Source organism: Pseudomonas sp. BF-R-26 (genome assembly GCF_019947395.1).
In the GTDB taxonomy this organism is placed as follows: domain Bacteria; phylum Pseudomonadota; class Gammaproteobacteria; order Pseudomonadales; family Pseudomonadaceae; genus Aquipseudomonas; species Aquipseudomonas farris.
Map to the genome: position 1 here is coordinate 329777 of NZ_JAGYGK010000005.1, position 14522 is coordinate 344298.

Consider the following 14522-nt stretch of genomic DNA (forward strand, 5'->3'; position numbering starts at 1 on the left):
GCTGGTTTCTCCGTCAGGTGACTGATCCTCTAGCTTCCCGGTTCGCGCCGGTCCCTGCAAGAAGAACTAGAGGCCCGCAGCATCGATATCGATGAGCAGCAGTCGTTCGCCGTTATCGAAGAATTGCCCGGCGGTGAGGCAGTACTGATTGCTGGTGGCATCGCGGTAGGTGTTGGAAAGCGTCAGCCGGCGCTCATCCCAACCCTCGGCCAGCAAGTGATAAAAGTAGGGGCGCCATGACCAGTTATGGCCCAGGTAGCGGTTATCGGCTTCCCAGCCGTTGTTGCGCCATTCCAGGTTGGGGGTCAGCTGCGTGCCGTGGCGGTCGCATTGATAAAAGCGCAACAACCAGGGAAACGCTTCCAGTTGCGGCAAGGTGCTGAGGGGCGCGCTGGCTTGAGCCCAGGCTTGCAGGATGGTCATCAGTTCGCTGAGTTGCTGGCGCATGATCATCAGGCGAGCGCGCTCAGCCAGTTTTTGCTGAACATAGCGCTGACGCAGTTGCGCGAAGCGCTCGACAAAGGCATCTGTGGCGAAGAAATCAGCTTGCGCACGGGCGAACAGAAAGCCCTGTACGTAGCGTGAACCACACTCCAGGGCAAAATTCAGTTGAGCTTCGGTTTCCACGCCCTCGGCGATAATCCAGCACCCGGTTTTCTCTGCCATTTGCGCCAGTGCCTTCACCACGTCGCTGCTGGGGCCACCCAACGCGGCGGCCTGGAACAATCGCATGTCGAGCTTGAGAATGTCCGGTTGCAGGGCCAGCACGCGATCGAGCTGAGAGTAACCGGCACCGAAATCATCGATGGCGATCCGCGCCCCGGCTTGTCGGTAGCGGGCCACGACTTCGGCCAGACGCTGGCTGTCGCCACCCAGTTCGGTGATTTCGAAGACGATTCGTTGCGCGTCGACGCCATGCCTGCTCAGCTGCTTGAGGCTTGGCAATGCCTGGTCCCGGCGCAAGCGACTGATCCAGAGCGGCGATATGTTCAGGCTGAGAAACCAGTCCGGAGGCGCTTCATGCAGACGGCTCAGGGCATCATCGCGAATCTGGCGATCGAGACGACGCAGGGCGATGGCGGGTGTTCGCGGATCGGCGAACAGCGGTCCTACCGAGGTCAGTTGACCGTCGGCCTGACGCAGTCGACCCAGCGCTTCGACGCCAGCGATGCGGCCCGTGGCGGTATCGATAAACGGCTGAAAGCAGGCGAGCGGTTGCCCGTCGATCACGAGGCCTCCTTAGTGAGGTTTTGTTCTGGGTAAACCTGGACGCCAGACAGGCACGCAGGATTAACCTCTCGATAAAGAGGTTAATCCTGGTGGTGTTGCAAGAATGCAGCCAAACAAGACTGATTAGTGTTTGCGCGAGTTCTGCATGATCAGCTTGATCAGTGGCCCCAGCGTGACGCCCAGGCGAGCCAGCCGAGTCAGGCTGCCGATACCGCCACCCTTGGCACCTTTGCCGGTCAGAAAGCCCAACCCGATCACGGCCGCGATGCCCCAGAGCGGGGCGTGTTTGATGCCGAGACCGTCTTGCAGGTTTTGCGTCATACCACGCATCCGTTGCAGGGGGTGCAACAGGTGTTGGGATTCGTGGCGAATTTCCTGGCGATGCATTTCCATGCGCAGGCGGATCAGCGCCTTGCGCATTTCCGTGCGTGAGCTGTTGCGGGGAAGTTCAGACATGCTCATGGCAACAGACGCTCCCGATCATTGGCCAACTCTTCCAGGGTGCCATGGAAGGGCGAGGATTCATCGAAAATCGCTGCTCTCAAGCGCATCGCACAGAACAACGCGGCGAGGGTATAGAACACACAGAGCCCGATGATTGCTGCCAGGCGATAAGTGTCCCAAAACAGGATCAACACCAGCGTCGACAACCCCACCAGCAGCAACAAGGCAAAGACCAGCGTCAGGCCTGCAAACAGCAACAGACTTACGGTGCGTGCTTTTTGTTCCTGCAATTCAATGCCGAACAGTTCGACATGACTGTGCAGCAGTCCAAGAAACGCGGCACCGAGGCGCCGCGGTGATGAGCCGGTGCCCGTCGCGGACGGGCCGGATTCGCCGATCGCCATATCAGCGCCGAGTGGCTAGCAGGCCAATCAGGAAACCCACGCCAGCCGCGATTCCGACCGATTGCCATGGGTTGGCCTGGACGTAATCTTCCGTGGCGGTGACAGCAGCTTTGCCGCGCTCGCGCACAGAGTCTTCGGTCAATCTCAGGGTTTCGCGCGCGCGCAGCAGACTGTCATGGATCTGCTGGCGCAACTCATCGGCTTGATCGCCAGCCAGGGATTTGGTGTGTTCCAGCAACCTTTCAGTGTCGGTAACCAGCGTCTGAAAATCTTCCATCAGAACTTCTTGAGCAGTCTTTGCTGTGGTGCGTGCCATTGGTGATCTCCGTAAGTGGCTTCTGAAGCGTTCGAGTATGAGCCTTGCGTGAAGGTTCAGTACAAATGACTGGTACAACTTTTGCTGTGTCGTGGTGCGTCAGCCTGCGCCATTGCGCTGTTGCTGGGCATGATTTCAGGAAAACCTTAACTCAAATAATCAAAACTCGCGTAAAGGCTCCGTTCTTGTGCGCCAAAGCGGTTCATCCGGATCAACGCTTCAGTCTGGACAAGCTGCAACTTGGTGCGCGAGCCATCTGCGCGAACTGCTTTGGTGCTTTTTTCAGCCTTCAGGTCTGCCAATCCATGGAAAATCTGCAAAGTGCTGTGGACAGTCTGGTCCATAGCTCCAACACGTTGTTCATCCTTATCGGTGCGGTCATGGTCTTGGCCATGCACGCCGGTTTTGCCTTTCTCGAGGTGGGTACGGTTCGACAAAAGAACCAGGTCAACGCCTTGTCGAAGATCCTCAGCGACTTCGCCATTTCGACCCTGGCCTACTTCTTTATAGGCTATTGGATTTCTTACGGGGTCACTTTCATGCAACCGGCGGCGGTGATTACTGCCGATCATGGCTATGGGCTGGTGAAATTTTTCTTTCTGCTGACCTTTGCTGCAGCAATACCGGCAATCATTTCCGGAGGCATCGCCGAGCGCGCCCGGTTCGTCCCGCAGTTGTGTGCGACGGCGCTGATCGTGGCGTTCATCTATCCCTTTTTCGAAGGCATGATCTGGAACGGCAACTTTGGCCTGCAAGCGTGGTTGCTGGAGCGTTTTGGCGCCAGCTTCCATGACTTCGCAGGCTCCGTGGTGGTTCACGCCATGGGCGGCTGGCTGGCACTCGCGGCGGTGTTGTTGCTCGGCCCAAGGCAAGGTCGTTATCGCGATGGGCGACTCGTGGCATTCGCACCGTCGAGCATTCCCTTTCTGGCGTTGGGTTCGTGGATTTTGATCGTCGGCTGGTTCGGCTTCAACGTGATGAGCGCCCAGACTCTGCAAGGGGTCAGCGGGCTGGTGGCGGTGAACTCGCTGATGGCCATGGTCGGCGGCACCGTGGCGGCGTTGATCGTCGGGCGCAATGACCCGGGCTTCCTGCATAACGGCCCATTGGCCGGGTTGGTGGCGATCTGCGCAGGCTCGGATCTGATGCACCCGGTGGGCGCGTTGGTGACCGGTGCCATCGCCGGGGCACTGTTTGTCTGGTGCTTTACCGCAGCTCAAGGCAAATGGCATATCGATGATGTGCTGGGCGTCTGGCCTTTGCATGGGCTGTGTGGTGTCTGGGGCGGGATCGCTTGCGGCATCTTTGGTCAAACCGCCTTGGGTGGTTTGGGGGGCGTGAGCCTGGTCAGCCAGTTGATTGGCACTTCTCTGGGGGTGATCGTGGCGCTGGCCGGCGGTTTTGCGGTGTATGGCGCGATCAATGCGTTGTTTGGTCTGCGCCTGAGCCAGGAAGAGGAGTATTACGGCGCGGACTTGTCGGTGCACAAGATCGGTGCCGTGAGTCAGGATTGAATCACCGTTCCTCATCGTCAGCGCCAGGGTAAAAACCGTGCAGCAGGCGATAGCGGTCACGCCGTACCTGGTCGACCCGGTCTCGCACCTGCTTGCCGGGTATGCCCAGCATGATCAGCGCGTGGGAGGCGAGCATCAGGCTCGACTCCAGCAACTCGGGTACGACTTCGCTGGCGCCAGCCGCCTTCAACTCGGCCAACTGACTGTCGTCCCGTGTGCGCACCAGGATCGACACACTCGGGTTGAACCGGCGTGCCTCCTTGAGTATCAACAGTGCGATGTCCGTCTTGTCCACGGCGACCACCAGCAGTCTGGCGCGTTCCAGCCCTATCGCGACCAGCAGCTCGCCGCGACGTGAGTCGCCGTAATGAACACAGCTTTCATTGACGGCTGCTTCCTGAACCCGCACCGGGTCGGTATCCAGCGCAATGTAAGGTTGATCTATATTACGCAGGACGCGCCCGATGGACTGGCCTACGCGACCGTAGCCACAGATCACTACGTGATTGTGCAAGCCTGCGTTGAGCGCGCTGATTTCTTCGAGTTCGGCTTCTTCGTTGGGCTTGTGGTGCAGGCGTGTGGCGATGTGGGGAGCGGCGCGCAGCAGTAAAGGCGTCACCAGCATCGAGCAGAACGTGGCGGCCAGCAGCAGGCCACCGAAGTCGGCGGGCATCAGTTTGTTCTGCTGCATCTGCGTCATCAGGGCAAAGCAGAATTCGCCCCCTTGAGCCAATGCCAGGCCGCTGCGCCAGGCGGTTTCGACATCGCTGCCGCGCCATTTGACCAGCAGCGCGACCACGGTGCCTTTGATCAGCAGCAATCCCAGCGTCAGGCCAAGAATCAGCAGGCCGTGGCTGGCAAACAAGCGCAAGTCGATCAGCATGCCGATACTGACGAAGAACACCCCGAGCAGAATGTCGCGGAACGGACGGATGTCCGCCTCGATCTGATGTCGGTAGTGGCTTTCGCCTAGCAGCATGCCGGCGAGAAAGGCACCCAGGGCAGGGGAGAGGCCGAGCAGGTGAGTCAGCCAGGCCGTCAGCAAAACGATTACCAGCGCCAACAGCACGAACAGCTCCGCGGACCGGGACGCGGCGACTTCATGGAACAGCCTTGGCAGAAACCAGCGACTGACCAGCAGCAGACCGACGAACAGCACTATGGTCTTGCCCAGCGTCAATGGCAGCGCCCAATACCAGGCCTGGTCGCTGCTGCCGGCGAACACCGGCACCAGAGTCAGTAGCAACACCGCGACCACGTCCTGGAACAACAGCACGGCGATGGCATTCTGGCCGTGGCGGCTGAAAAGCTCACCGAGACTGCTCAACTCTTTGCTGACAATGGCGGTGGACGACAGCGCCAAACCGGTACCGAGTAACAGTGCAGGTATGGTCGGCATGCCGAACAGCATCAGCACCCCCCCCAGCACAATCCCGGAACCCAGCACTTGCAGGCTGCCCAGGCCAAATACCACCTGGCGCAGTGCGAGCATTTTCGACAGGGAAAATTCAAGCCCGAGAGAAAACAGCAAGAACACCACGCCCAACTCGGCAAGGTCGGGCAATTCCTCGCTTTCATTCACCCAGTTGAACGCGGTCGGCCCGATCATCAGCCCTACGCACAGATAGCCCAGCACCGGTGGCAAGCGCAGGCGCTGGAACAGTGCAATCACCACCAGAGAGGAGGTGAAGATGATCAACAGATTGGCGAACACAAAAAACTCCGGTGAGGGTTCTGACTACTCAAGCGTAGAGGCAAAAAAGACGCGAGCATCGCGCAAGTGACAGTTGAGGCGAATGATGTGCGTCAGGAGTTTGCCGAAATCTCTTGAAATCAGCCATTGCTCAGACATGTGGGGCATCGGCTCGACTGCTTTTGATAGCGGGCCTAGAATGAGCGCTTACTTCGATGGATCTTGTCGTCATGCTTCCTGAATGTCAGCTGTTCGGCACCCTTGGTTGCCATCTCTGTGAAGTCGCCGAAGCCATGCTAATGGAATTTGTCGAGCGTGGTTTATTGGTGGAACTGGTGGATATCGCTGAGGACGAAACGTGGTTCGAAGCTTACAGTCTGCGTATTCCAGTGTTGCGACGGGTCGATACCGGCGCTGAGCTGGGTTGGCCGTTCAGTGCCGATGAAGTGGTGGCGTTCCTGCGGTAGAGGGGCGGCGACGGTGTTCCCGTGTGTCGAACTTTATGATTGATACCTTGGCTTAACCGATGTTATTCGGATACTGTATGCGCATACAGTTATTCCGATTGCCTGCCATGCTTTTCCCTGTTTCGGGTTTGGCAGTCGATCCCGGACGTCAGAGGGATGAACCTTGGTCAATGTCGAGCAATTGAAGAACAGCGTGAACCGGATGTCGGCGGACGTGGTGCGCGAGGCCGTCCTCGAATTGCGTTTGGATGGCTTGGTCACGGAGGGGAAAACGCCCTTCAACAAATTGCATTTCAATACCTGTTTCGCCGAAATCGAAGCCTTGTTCCAGCGTGCGGGCTATCACCGACAGCTGGATGTCGTGGGCTATCAGGGTTTGTTGTATGCGCTTTATGATCCCGGTCGCTGGGAAGCGGTCGATGTGCTGCGCTGGCTCAAGGAATTCACCGAAGCGGCTGCTCGCGCACATTCGATACCGGCCTGAGGATTCTCTTCTAGGTTCGTTCCGGCCACTGTTGGATAATGCCGCCCTGCATTGAGGGTTAGAGCTTTTCGTATGTCCATTTCATCTTTTTCTGCTGCACATAACCAGGCCAGCACGCTCTACCTGCCGCCGGGGCCGTGGCAGACCGTCCTCGATTGCCTGTGCGAACACTTCAGCGCCATCGGTCGTGAACAATGGCTGGACAGAATTGCTCGCGGTCGTGTCCTCGATGGGCAAGGTCTGCCGATCGCCCTGGACCTGCCTTACAAAGAAGGTCTGCGGATTCATTATTTCCGTGAGGTGCCGGACGAAAAGCCGATCCCGGTGGTGGAGTCGATCCTCTATGCCGACGAGCATCTGGTGGTAGCAGACAAACCACACTTTTTGCCCGTGACTCCGGCGGGCGAATACGTGGAGCAGACATTGCTGCGGCGGCTGATCCGTCGCCTGGATAACCCGCATCTGGTGCCTTTGCATCGCATTGACCGGCATACGGCGGGGCTGGTGCTGTTTTCAGCCAACCCTCAGAGTCGGTCGGCGTATCAGTCATTGTTTCCTACACGCCAGATCGAAAAGCGCTATGAAGCAATCGCCCGGGCATTGCCGGAGCATTCCTTCCCGCTGGTCCATAAAAGTCGGCTTATCGATGGCGAGCCGTTTTTTCGCATGCAGGAAGGTCCGGGCGTCAGCAATACCGAGACGGCTGTCGAGGTCAGGGAAAAAAACGGTGAACTCTGGCGTTATGCGCTGTACCCGGTGACGGGCAAGAAACATCAGTTGCGAGTTCACATGACAGCCCTGGGGGCCAGCATCTGCAATGATCCGTTCTATCCGCAGGTCCTCAAGGACGTAGAAGATGACTATGCCAATCCCTTGAAGCTGTTGGCCCAGGGGCTGCGATTTGTCGATCCGGTCACGGGACAGGAAAGAGAATTCGAAAGCACGATCACCTTGCAGTGGTGATCACAGGGCTAACGACTCTGCTTTTCTTCACCCACGAAAAAGCCCGCTTTTAAAGCGGGCTTTTCTGTATCTGGTTGTCGCCGTAAAGATTACAGATCTTTAACGGTACGGACCTGATCTTTGTTGACGCGGGTTTGCTTGCCATCCAGTTGTTCGAATTCGTAAAAGCCCGATTCTTCATCGTACTTAGGCGCGTCGACGGCCTGGATTTCTCGACCGTCATTCAAGGTGATCACTGTAGGCGATGCGCAACCGGCGAGGGTCGCAAGGCCCAGTGCGAGCATGAAAGTGGCGAGGGTCCGTTGAGTCATGAGTGTGTCTCCGAATGGGAATTCTTTTGGTTGCTGAGCTTGAGACGTATACAACGCGCGCAAGTTCCTTCGCGTGTCAGTCTGACACAGTGTGGTGTGTGCTTAACAGTTCCGGCGTATTGAGATTGGCTAGGCGGGGGTCGTTATCCGGGCATTGCAGGGCTGTGGCGCCCAGCTTGCGCATAAGGCGACCCGGGCTGCGCTCGCCTTCGTTCCAGGCAGTCTCGAACGCCGCTGAAAGGGCGACGGGAATCATGCACAGCAAGGGTTCCCAGTGTTCGCCATGGCGCAGCATCAGCGGTTTGTCCGGATGCTGCCCGGCGGTTTCACGCATGCTCTGGAGCAGCGCGGCATCGATGCGTGGCACATCGCAAGGCAGCACGAGTAAGCAAGTGTGACGGGCGGCCTTCAGGCCTGCGCGAATACCCGCCAACGGCCCCGGAAAGTCGCCTTCGTCGTCATGGACCAACTGATCCGCATAAGGCGCATATTTTTCCAGGTTTCTGTTGCAGGAGATGATCAGGTCATCACTCAGCGGACGCGTCTTACGGTGCAGATGCGCGATCAGTGGCTCGCCGTGCCAATCCAGCAATCCCTTGTCCTGACCGCCCATGCGTTGGCCGCGACCGCCAGCCAGGAGCAGAATGGAGCAAGGCGCCAGAGGTGTATTCGAGGTCATCGCTCTTCTCCATAGGGGCGGCGAAAAAATGAGGCGCTGTGATATAACACCGGGCTGTTTCTCCTACAACTGGACGAGCCTATGAAAGCCAAGGCTGATGTACCTTTCGCACCGCTCAACATCGCGGTGCTGACTGTCAGCGATACCCGTACCCTGGAAACCGATACCTCAGGCCAGGTCTTCGTCGACCGTTTGAGCGCTGCCGGTCATAACCTGGCGGCCCGTGTACTGCTTAAAGATGACCTCTACAAAATTCGCGCGCAAGTCGCCAACTGGATTGCCGATGAGGTCGTGCAAGTGGTGCTGATCACCGGCGGTACCGGGTTCACCGGTCGCGACAGCACGCCCGAAGCCGTGAGTTGCCTGCTGGATAAACAGGTTGATGGTTTTGGTGAGTTATTCCGGCAGATATCGGTAGCGGATATCGGCACCTCGACGGTTCAGTCCCGGGCCTTGGCCGGTCTGGCCAATGGCACGCTGGTATGCTGCTTGCCGGGCTCGACCAATGCGGTGCGCACCGGTTGGGACGGCATTCTTGCCGAGCAACTGGATTCGCGTCACCGTCCGTGCAATTTCGTGGCCCACCTGAAACAGGCGGCACCCTGTGAATCGCGCGGGTAAGCCAGGCAAAACTGGCAGTCTGATGGCTGTCGAGGTGGCACTGGCGCGTTTACTGGAAATGGCCGACGCCTCGAAGATTCATGAGCACGAACGTTTGCCGTTGTCGCAGGTTCAGGGGCGAGTACTGGCCACTGACCTGGTCTCGACACTTGATTTGCCGCCTTGGCCCAACAGTGCCATGGACGGTTATGCCTTGCACCTGGCCGACTGGGCGGGAGAGCCGTTGGTGGTCAGCCAGAAGATTTTTGCAGGCCAGGCCCCGGAGCCCTTGAAGCCGGGTACCTGTGCGCGAATCTTCACCGGCGCGCCTGTGCCTGCAGGTGCCGACTGTGTCGAGATGCAGGAGAACGCCGAGGTTCAGGCGGATGAGCGGGTACGTTTCACCGAGATCATGACCCCAGGAAAGAACATCCGTCCACAAGGTCAGGAAGCCACCGTTGGTGAGCTGATCTTGCCCGTTGGAACGCGTCTGGGGCCTATTGAGCAGGGGCTGGCGGCATCGTTGGGATGCGCTGAGCTGGACGTGGTTCGCAAAATTCGTGTTGCGGTCTTGTCTACCGGTGATGAGTTGACTGAGCCTGGTCAGGCCCTTGGGCCGGGACAGATCTACAACAGCAATCGAGTATTGCTCTGCAGCTGGTTGCAGCGCTTGGGTTGTGAGGTGATCGATGCCGGCATTCTTCCCGATGATTTAGCGACCACTCGTGCCCGCCTTGGTGAGCTAAAGGATGTCGACCTGATTCTCTCGACCGGTGGCGTATCGGTGGGAGAGGCCGACTTTCTGGGCGTTGCCTTGCGGGAAGAGGGCGAATTGACTCTGTGGAAGCTTGCCATCAAACCAGGAAAACCACTGACGTTCGGGCATTTTTGCGGCGTGCCTGTGATTGGTTTACCCGGCAATCCGGCATCGACCCTGGTGACTTTTGCTCTGTTGGCAAGGCCCTACCTCTTGCGCCGACAAGGCGTAAAAGAGGTTGAGCCCCTGAAGTTTCAGGTGCCGGCAGGGTTTGTCTGGCCAAAGGCTGGTAACCGACGTGAGTACTTGCGCGGACGTCTGGAGAATGGCCGGGCAATCATCTACAGGAATCAGAGCTCTGGCGTACTGCGCAGTGCTGCCTGGGCTGACGGTCTGGTTGAAGTGCTGGAGGACCGTACGCTGATCGAGGGTGATTGTGTGAGCTTCATCCCGCTGAGTGAAGTCTTGAGCTGATACCGGCACTGGTTTTGTCACGCAAGCCCAATTGATCGCATTGGGCTTGCGTGGATGACCATTCCTTAATGTGCCAGAAGTGTCACGACCTGGTCGAAGCGGCTGTTGGCGATCCAGGTCAGAAGACCCAGGATCACGGCTGTTCCGCCAGCTGAATAGGCAAGTCTGTGTTTGATGGATTTGACGTCACCCCGCACTTCATCCATGTCTCTTCGGATGTATTTGAGGTGTGTCTCCAGTTCAATGACGCGAGGTTCCATATCAACTTCTCCGGCGGGCTTTGCGCTGTTTTTGAGTTCAGCCTGATGATTGGCGCGATTTTCTGCGAACGGCGCGACCGGAGTTACCGGTAGTCTGAGGTCATGGCTTTGCATGGAGTAACTGGCTCCTTGCGTTAAAGCCATTCAAGTGGCCGATGCCGTTATTGCCTGCGCTTTTTGAGGCCCTTAAGGGGGTTCCATTCATTGTTTTTCACGTCCCTGTGTAAATTAACGGGTGATGACTGATAACCGAGACACAACGGTGTACCAATTGCCCTGTTGGGTCAATTGAGCCGATTCCTCACGTTTTGTAAGAAAAAATACCGCTCTGTAGGACTCACGTTTCCTTTCCCTGGAAATAATTCAAATTCCTGCGACTTTTATGAGGCGCTGCGAGGTCAACATATCCCATGGAATTGCGGATATGGGAGTGGCAAAAATGAGCGAGCGCAAGGCGCTGTTGATTCTGCATGGCAAGCAGGCACTCAATGAGGAGGTCCGTGCAGCCGTCGAAGGCAAGCGCCAGCAGGGCTGGGAACTGGCTGTTCGACTGACCTGGGAGGCCGGTGATGCGCAGCGGTTGGTGGAGGAAGCGCTGACGGCAGGCTATACGCAGTTGATTGCCGGCGGCGGCGATGGGACCTTGCGTGATATCGCCGAAGCCATGGCGGCGCATTCGACGCAGGCCAGTCTGGTACTTTTGCCCTTGGGCACCGCCAACGATTTTGCTCGCGCTGCCGGTGTGCCTCTGGAGCCCGCTCAGGCGTTGGACCTTCTGGAGGCTACTCCGCGAGCCATTGATCTGGGAGAAGTCGGCGGTCAGGTTTTCCTGAACATGGCCACAGGCGGCTTTGGCAGTCAGGTTACGGCCAATACCTCCGAGGATCTGAAAAAAATCCTTGGGGGCGCTGCTTATCTCTTCACGGGTTTATCGCGCTTCAGTGAGTTGCATGCAGCCTATGGCGAGTTGCAGGGGCCGGATTTTCACTGGAGCGGCGAATTGTTGGCATTGGGCATTGGCAATGGTCGACAGGCTGGCGGCGGTCATGTGTTGTGCCCGCAAGCGCTGGCTGACGATGGTCTGCTGGATATCAGCATTTTGCCCGCGCCACAGGAAGTGGTCGGTACCTTGAAAAATTTGCTGACCGATGGCTTCGGCATCGACAACATGTTTGTGCGAGCTCGCTTGCCATGGGTCGAGATCAAAGTCTCGGAGGGCCTTTATATCAACCTTGATGGTGAACCTCTGGAGGGCGAGAGTCTGCGTTTCTCGGCGCGCCCGGCGGCATTGCGGGTGCATTTGCCCGAGGGCTCGCCGCTGCTGAGCGTCTCGAATCCAGCTAATCGTCCAGACTGATAATTTGCTCGCGCACGGCGAACAGCACCAGGCCGGCCACATCGTAGATCTGCAAGCGTTTCATGATCTGCGAGCGGTGGGTTTCGACAGTCTTGATGCTCAAACCCAGGCCATTGGCAATTTCCCGGGTGGATTTGCCGCGAACAATCAGTCGCAGGATTTCCAGCTGACGTGCCGTCAGGTTGTGCGAGTCCTGGGGTTGCGTCTGATTTTTCTGGGTTCGGGTCAGCGCCTGGTTGATGACCGTATGGGCAATGGCCGGGCTCAGGTAGCGTTCGTTATTGCGCAAGGCATCCAGGGCATGTTCGAGTTCGGTGGGCGTGGTGTCCTTGAGCAGGTAACCATGAGCCCCTGATTCCAGTGCCTGCATGATGAGCGCCGGGTCGGTGTGCATCGACAGGATGAGCACTTTACATTGCGGGCGTACTCGCTTGAGTCGCTGCAAGGCTTCAAGGCCACTGGTTTCCTTCATGGAAATATCCAGCAGAATGATGTCCGGGGATAGCTGCTCGACCATCTCGACCAACTGCGAGCCGTCATTGGCCTCCCCGATTACCGCATAGCCGGGAATATCCAGCACCAGGGCGCGCACGCCAGCCCTGATCAGCGAGTGGTCGTCCACCAGAAGTAAGTTACAAGTCAATGCATAACCTTATTCGTACTGGCCCGTTCTAGCGCACGGGGCGCCCAGGGGAAGAGTGCTTCTATTTGAGTGCCTTTGCCCGGTTCGCTGGTCACGGTCAGTGTGCCGCCTAACTGATCGATCCGCTCCGACATCCCGGCCATACCGCGTTGCCCCTCGCGAGCGGGATCTGCCGCAGGCGCGAAACCCAGGCCGTCGTCGCTGATCAACAGCGTCAGGCCCTGGGGCAGGCGCTGCAGGCGGACCAACAGATTACTGGCCTCGGCGTGACGCAGTATATTGGTAATTGCTTCTTGAGTGATTCGAAAAGCTGCCACCGCTATTTCCTCCGGTATGCCCGTCAAGCGTTGATGGCATTCCAGGCTCCAGTGCATGGAGGTATTGGCCAGGGTCCTGAGTAAATGCGCACGCAGACTGGCTTCCAGCCCGAGACTGGCCAGTTGCCGCGGATTGAGGATGGCCGAGACGTCACGAACCTTGGTCAGGGTTTCGTCCAGCGTTTCGCTGAGCACCGAGCACTGCCCCTGCAGTTCTTCGGGCAATCGGCGTTTGAGCCATTCACTTTGCAGTTTTGCGGCGGTCAGCAATTGGCCGATGTCATCATGCAGCTCCCGACTGAGCCGGTGGCGTTCGTTTTCCTGCACTTCCAGCAGACGGTCAGCCAGTTCTTGGGGTTGAAACTTTATCGATTTGCGCGAGAGACAATGTCTCACCCAGACACAGGTCAGCGCCGCACTATTGAGCACCAGCAGACTCACCGGCAGCGGTATGGACAAGCTATAGACCAGCAGGCTGCCAAGCGCCGAGCAGATGCACAGTAATAGCGTAAACCGGCGCGCGTTTTTTCGGGAGGGTGGCCACAGGGTAATTGACTTGAGGCTGGCGTACATAGCGGATGGAGCCAATGGGTGTTCGCTGCGGGCAGACCGGCCGTAAGGGCTGACGGGTCTCTGTGTGGAAATCGTTGTGTGAAGTCGGCTTCAATGGCTGCAGTGCAATGTTTGAAATACAACCTTCAATGTGCTCGTCTGGCGTCACTCTGTCATTAGTTGAGTCAACTAATGGGCGGCATAATACCACTTAAGATACCGTTGGTCGCGTTCGGTATATAACTCTATACAGTCGGGAAATATGCTTTTTGGACGATAGTTCCATAATGGAAAAACTTTCGAGTTTTATCGTAAGAAGATATCAATTGCAGGCATCTTGTTTTAATTGGACAGGCACTATCTGAAGTGGAGACAGGGATAAGTTTCGAGCTGTCGTCGAATGGTCAGAATATTCAATTGCGACCAAGTTATCGGGCAGTGTCATGACAATAAAAAGCGCAGCACGGCCAGAGGCCGGTAATTTCAGGCTTGCCGTTCCGCGAACGAAACGAGCCTGAACGGTCTGGAGTGGCTGGGCGGTTGAAACTGGCTATGTCCCACTTGAAACGCAAACGCTTCAATCAGTGAGGTCTGTTCACTGTCATCAAGACCGAGCTGGCCGGTAGTCTGATCGATGAGTTCGAGTTGCCAGGCCATTAATGTGAAGCAGTCCTTGAGCGCGTCCAGGGCTTGATCGTGCAGGTCCATGTGGTTCTGCGCGTGGCTCAGCAATCCATGAATATGCAGCGAGAACTCCGAGACCGCCGCCAGTGCCAAGGCATCGGCCTTGCTGGACAGCTTGAGAAGAGTGCTGAGCATGCAATCGATGGCGTCCTTGTCATTGCTGATCAGTTGCAAATGACTCAGGCATTCCTCGGATTTGGCCAAGAGTGTTTCGGCCTCGACGAGAAACTCTGGAAATCGTTGAGCCCACTCTTTGGTGTCGTTCGGCATGCTTATCTCCACAACGTCATATCAGATGAGGGAATGTCGTGTGTGCCGACGGGAACCATACGCGTCCCGGTGCTGCCAAGCATTCGTGAGATCGCGCTCCGGC

18 protein-coding genes are annotated in these 14522 nt (G+C 57.5%); 7 read left to right on the forward strand and 11 right to left on the reverse strand.

Features of this window, described 5'->3' with window-relative positions:
- Positions 1-66 precede the first annotated feature (66 nt).
- From KGB18_RS09315 to KGB18_RS09330, 4 genes are all read right to left on the reverse strand, one after another.
- Positions 67-1230: an EAL domain-containing protein gene (locus tag KGB18_RS09315; protein ID WP_123723204.1), complete on the reverse strand. Its 1164-nt coding sequence runs from the start codon at positions 1228-1230 to the stop codon at positions 67-69.
- A 123-nt stretch (positions 1231-1353) separates the two neighbouring features.
- The gene (locus tag KGB18_RS09320) at positions 1354-1692 is read right to left on the reverse strand and encodes a hypothetical protein (RefSeq protein WP_201062639.1); all 339 of its coding nucleotides are present in this window, start codon (positions 1690-1692) and stop codon (positions 1354-1356) included.
- Positions 1689-2078, reverse strand: coding sequence for a phage holin family protein (locus tag KGB18_RS09325; protein WP_007895049.1), 390 nt, complete (start codon positions 2076-2078; stop codon positions 1689-1691). Before KGB18_RS09325 ends, KGB18_RS09320 begins: the two co-directional genes overlap by 4 nt.
- A 1-nt stretch (position 2079) precedes the next feature.
- On the reverse strand, positions 2080-2394 hold the full coding sequence (locus KGB18_RS09330) for a YqjD family protein (protein ID WP_008009371.1): 315 nt from the start codon (positions 2392-2394) through the stop codon (positions 2080-2082).
- Between the two features lie 305 nt (positions 2395-2699).
- Here KGB18_RS09330 and KGB18_RS09335 point away from each other — a divergent pair, with 305 nt between their 5' ends.
- Positions 2700-3908: an ammonium transporter gene (locus tag KGB18_RS09335; RefSeq protein WP_123723205.1), complete on the forward strand. Its 1209-nt coding sequence runs from the start codon at positions 2700-2702 to the stop codon at positions 3906-3908.
- Position 3909: 1 nt separating this feature from the next.
- Here the strand turns inward: KGB18_RS09335 and KGB18_RS09340 are convergent, their stop codons facing one another.
- On the reverse strand, positions 3910-5622 hold the full coding sequence (locus KGB18_RS09340) for a cation:proton antiporter (RefSeq protein ID WP_201062635.1): 1713 nt from the start codon (positions 5620-5622) through the stop codon (positions 3910-3912).
- Positions 5623-5831: 209 nt separating this feature from the next.
- On the opposite strand from KGB18_RS09340, the gene KGB18_RS09345 reads away from it, so the two are divergent.
- The 3 genes from KGB18_RS09345 (at position 5832) to KGB18_RS09355 (ending at position 7515) form a co-directional block, all read left to right on the forward strand.
- Complete coding sequence (locus tag KGB18_RS09345) at positions 5832-6068, forward strand: glutaredoxin family protein (protein ID WP_034151325.1); 237 nt, start codon at positions 5832-5834, stop codon at positions 6066-6068.
- A gap of 163 nt (positions 6069-6231) precedes the next feature.
- Positions 6232-6552, forward strand: coding sequence for a transcriptional regulator (locus KGB18_RS09350; protein ID WP_123723207.1), 321 nt, complete (start codon positions 6232-6234; stop codon positions 6550-6552).
- Between the two features lie 72 nt (positions 6553-6624).
- A complete protein-coding gene (locus tag KGB18_RS09355; protein WP_123357674.1) occupies positions 6625-7515 on the forward strand; it encodes a pseudouridine synthase in 891 nt (296 codons plus the stop codon).
- 89 nt (positions 7516-7604) lie between these two features.
- Here KGB18_RS09355 and KGB18_RS09360 read toward each other — a convergent pair whose 3' ends face one another.
- Together KGB18_RS09360 and mobA are read right to left on the reverse strand one after the other, a co-directional pair.
- Positions 7605-7826: a YgdI/YgdR family lipoprotein gene (locus tag KGB18_RS09360; RefSeq protein ID WP_038982251.1), complete on the reverse strand. Its 222-nt coding sequence runs from the start codon at positions 7824-7826 to the stop codon at positions 7605-7607.
- Positions 7827-7902: 76 nt separating this feature from the next.
- Complete coding sequence (gene mobA / locus KGB18_RS09365; protein WP_123723208.1) at positions 7903-8505, reverse strand: molybdenum cofactor guanylyltransferase MobA; 603 nt, start codon at positions 8503-8505, stop codon at positions 7903-7905.
- An 81-nt stretch (positions 8506-8586) separates the two neighbouring features.
- Here mobA and moaB point away from each other — a divergent pair, with 81 nt between their 5' ends.
- On the forward strand, positions 8587-9126 hold the full coding sequence (gene moaB, locus KGB18_RS09370) for a molybdenum cofactor biosynthesis protein B (RefSeq protein ID WP_007895059.1): 540 nt from the start codon (positions 8587-8589) through the stop codon (positions 9124-9126).
- Entirely contained in the window at positions 9110-10336 is a 1227-nt protein-coding gene (glp, locus tag KGB18_RS09375; RefSeq protein WP_123723209.1) for a gephyrin-like molybdotransferase Glp, read from the forward strand. The genes moaB and glp overlap by 17 nt, the downstream gene beginning before the upstream one ends.
- Before the next feature lie 65 nt (positions 10337-10401).
- Here glp and KGB18_RS09380 read toward each other — a convergent pair whose 3' ends face one another.
- Positions 10402-10710 (reverse strand): hypothetical protein, encoded by a 309-nt coding sequence (locus KGB18_RS09380; RefSeq protein WP_007895062.1) that lies wholly within the window; start codon positions 10708-10710, stop codon positions 10402-10404.
- 325 nt (positions 10711-11035) lie between these two features.
- Here KGB18_RS09380 and yegS point away from each other — a divergent pair, with 325 nt between their 5' ends.
- Positions 11036-11953, forward strand: coding sequence for a lipid kinase YegS (yegS, locus tag KGB18_RS09385; protein WP_123723252.1), 918 nt, complete (start codon positions 11036-11038; stop codon positions 11951-11953).
- Here the strand turns inward: yegS and KGB18_RS09390 are convergent.
- The 3 genes from KGB18_RS09390 to KGB18_RS09400 all read right to left on the reverse strand — a co-directional run bounded on the left by KGB18_RS09390 (position 11937) and on the right by KGB18_RS09400 (position 14419).
- Positions 11937-12596, reverse strand: a complete 660-nt coding sequence (locus KGB18_RS09390; protein WP_123723210.1) for a response regulator transcription factor — start codon at positions 12594-12596, stop codon at positions 11937-11939. The genes yegS and KGB18_RS09390 overlap by 17 nt on opposite strands.
- Entirely contained in the window at positions 12593-13486 is an 894-nt protein-coding gene (locus KGB18_RS09395) for a sensor histidine kinase (protein ID WP_201121417.1), read from the reverse strand. Before KGB18_RS09395 ends, KGB18_RS09390 begins: the two co-directional genes overlap by 4 nt.
- Positions 13487-13948: 462 nt before the next feature.
- Positions 13949-14419, reverse strand: a complete 471-nt coding sequence (locus tag KGB18_RS09400) for a hypothetical protein (RefSeq protein ID WP_007895067.1) — start codon at positions 14417-14419, stop codon at positions 13949-13951.
- Positions 14420-14522: the final 103 nt, after the last annotated feature.

Bases quoted from the DNA above. Each gene is read 5' to 3' on its own strand.
- moaB (WP_007895059.1), top strand. From the start codon at position 8,587: ATGAAAGCCAAGGCTGATGTACCTTTCGCACCGCTCAACATCGCGGTG.
- KGB18_RS09400 (WP_007895067.1), bottom strand. From the start codon at position 14,419: ATGCCGAACGACACCAAAGAGTGGGCTCAACGATTTCCAGAGTTTCTC.
- KGB18_RS09360 (WP_038982251.1), bottom strand. From the start codon at position 7,826: ATGACTCAACGGACCCTCGCCACTTTCATGCTCGCACTGGGCCTTGCG.
- KGB18_RS09335 (WP_123723205.1), top strand. From the start codon at position 2,700: ATGGAAAATCTGCAAAGTGCTGTGGACAGTCTGGTCCATAGCTCCAAC.
- KGB18_RS09330 (WP_008009371.1), bottom strand. From the start codon at position 2,394: ATGGCACGCACCACAGCAAAGACTGCTCAAGAAGTTCTGATGGAAGAT.
- KGB18_RS09345 (WP_034151325.1), top strand. From the start codon at position 5,832: ATGCTTCCTGAATGTCAGCTGTTCGGCACCCTTGGTTGCCATCTCTGT.
- KGB18_RS09395 (WP_201121417.1), bottom strand. From the start codon at position 13,486: ATGTACGCCAGCCTCAAGTCAATTACCCTGTGGCCACCCTCCCGAAAA.
- mobA (WP_123723208.1), bottom strand. From the start codon at position 8,505: ATGACCTCGAATACACCTCTGGCGCCTTGCTCCATTCTGCTCCTGGCT.
- KGB18_RS09380 (WP_007895062.1), bottom strand. From the start codon at position 10,710: ATGCAAAGCCATGACCTCAGACTACCGGTAACTCCGGTCGCGCCGTTC.
- yegS (WP_123723252.1), top strand. From the start codon at position 11,036: ATGAGCGAGCGCAAGGCGCTGTTGATTCTGCATGGCAAGCAGGCACTC.
- KGB18_RS09320 (WP_201062639.1), bottom strand. From the start codon at position 1,692: ATGAGCATGTCTGAACTTCCCCGCAACAGCTCACGCACGGAAATGCGC.
- KGB18_RS09325 (WP_007895049.1), bottom strand. From the start codon at position 2,078: ATGGCGATCGGCGAATCCGGCCCGTCCGCGACGGGCACCGGCTCATCA.
- KGB18_RS09355 (WP_123357674.1), top strand. From the start codon at position 6,625: ATGTCCATTTCATCTTTTTCTGCTGCACATAACCAGGCCAGCACGCTC.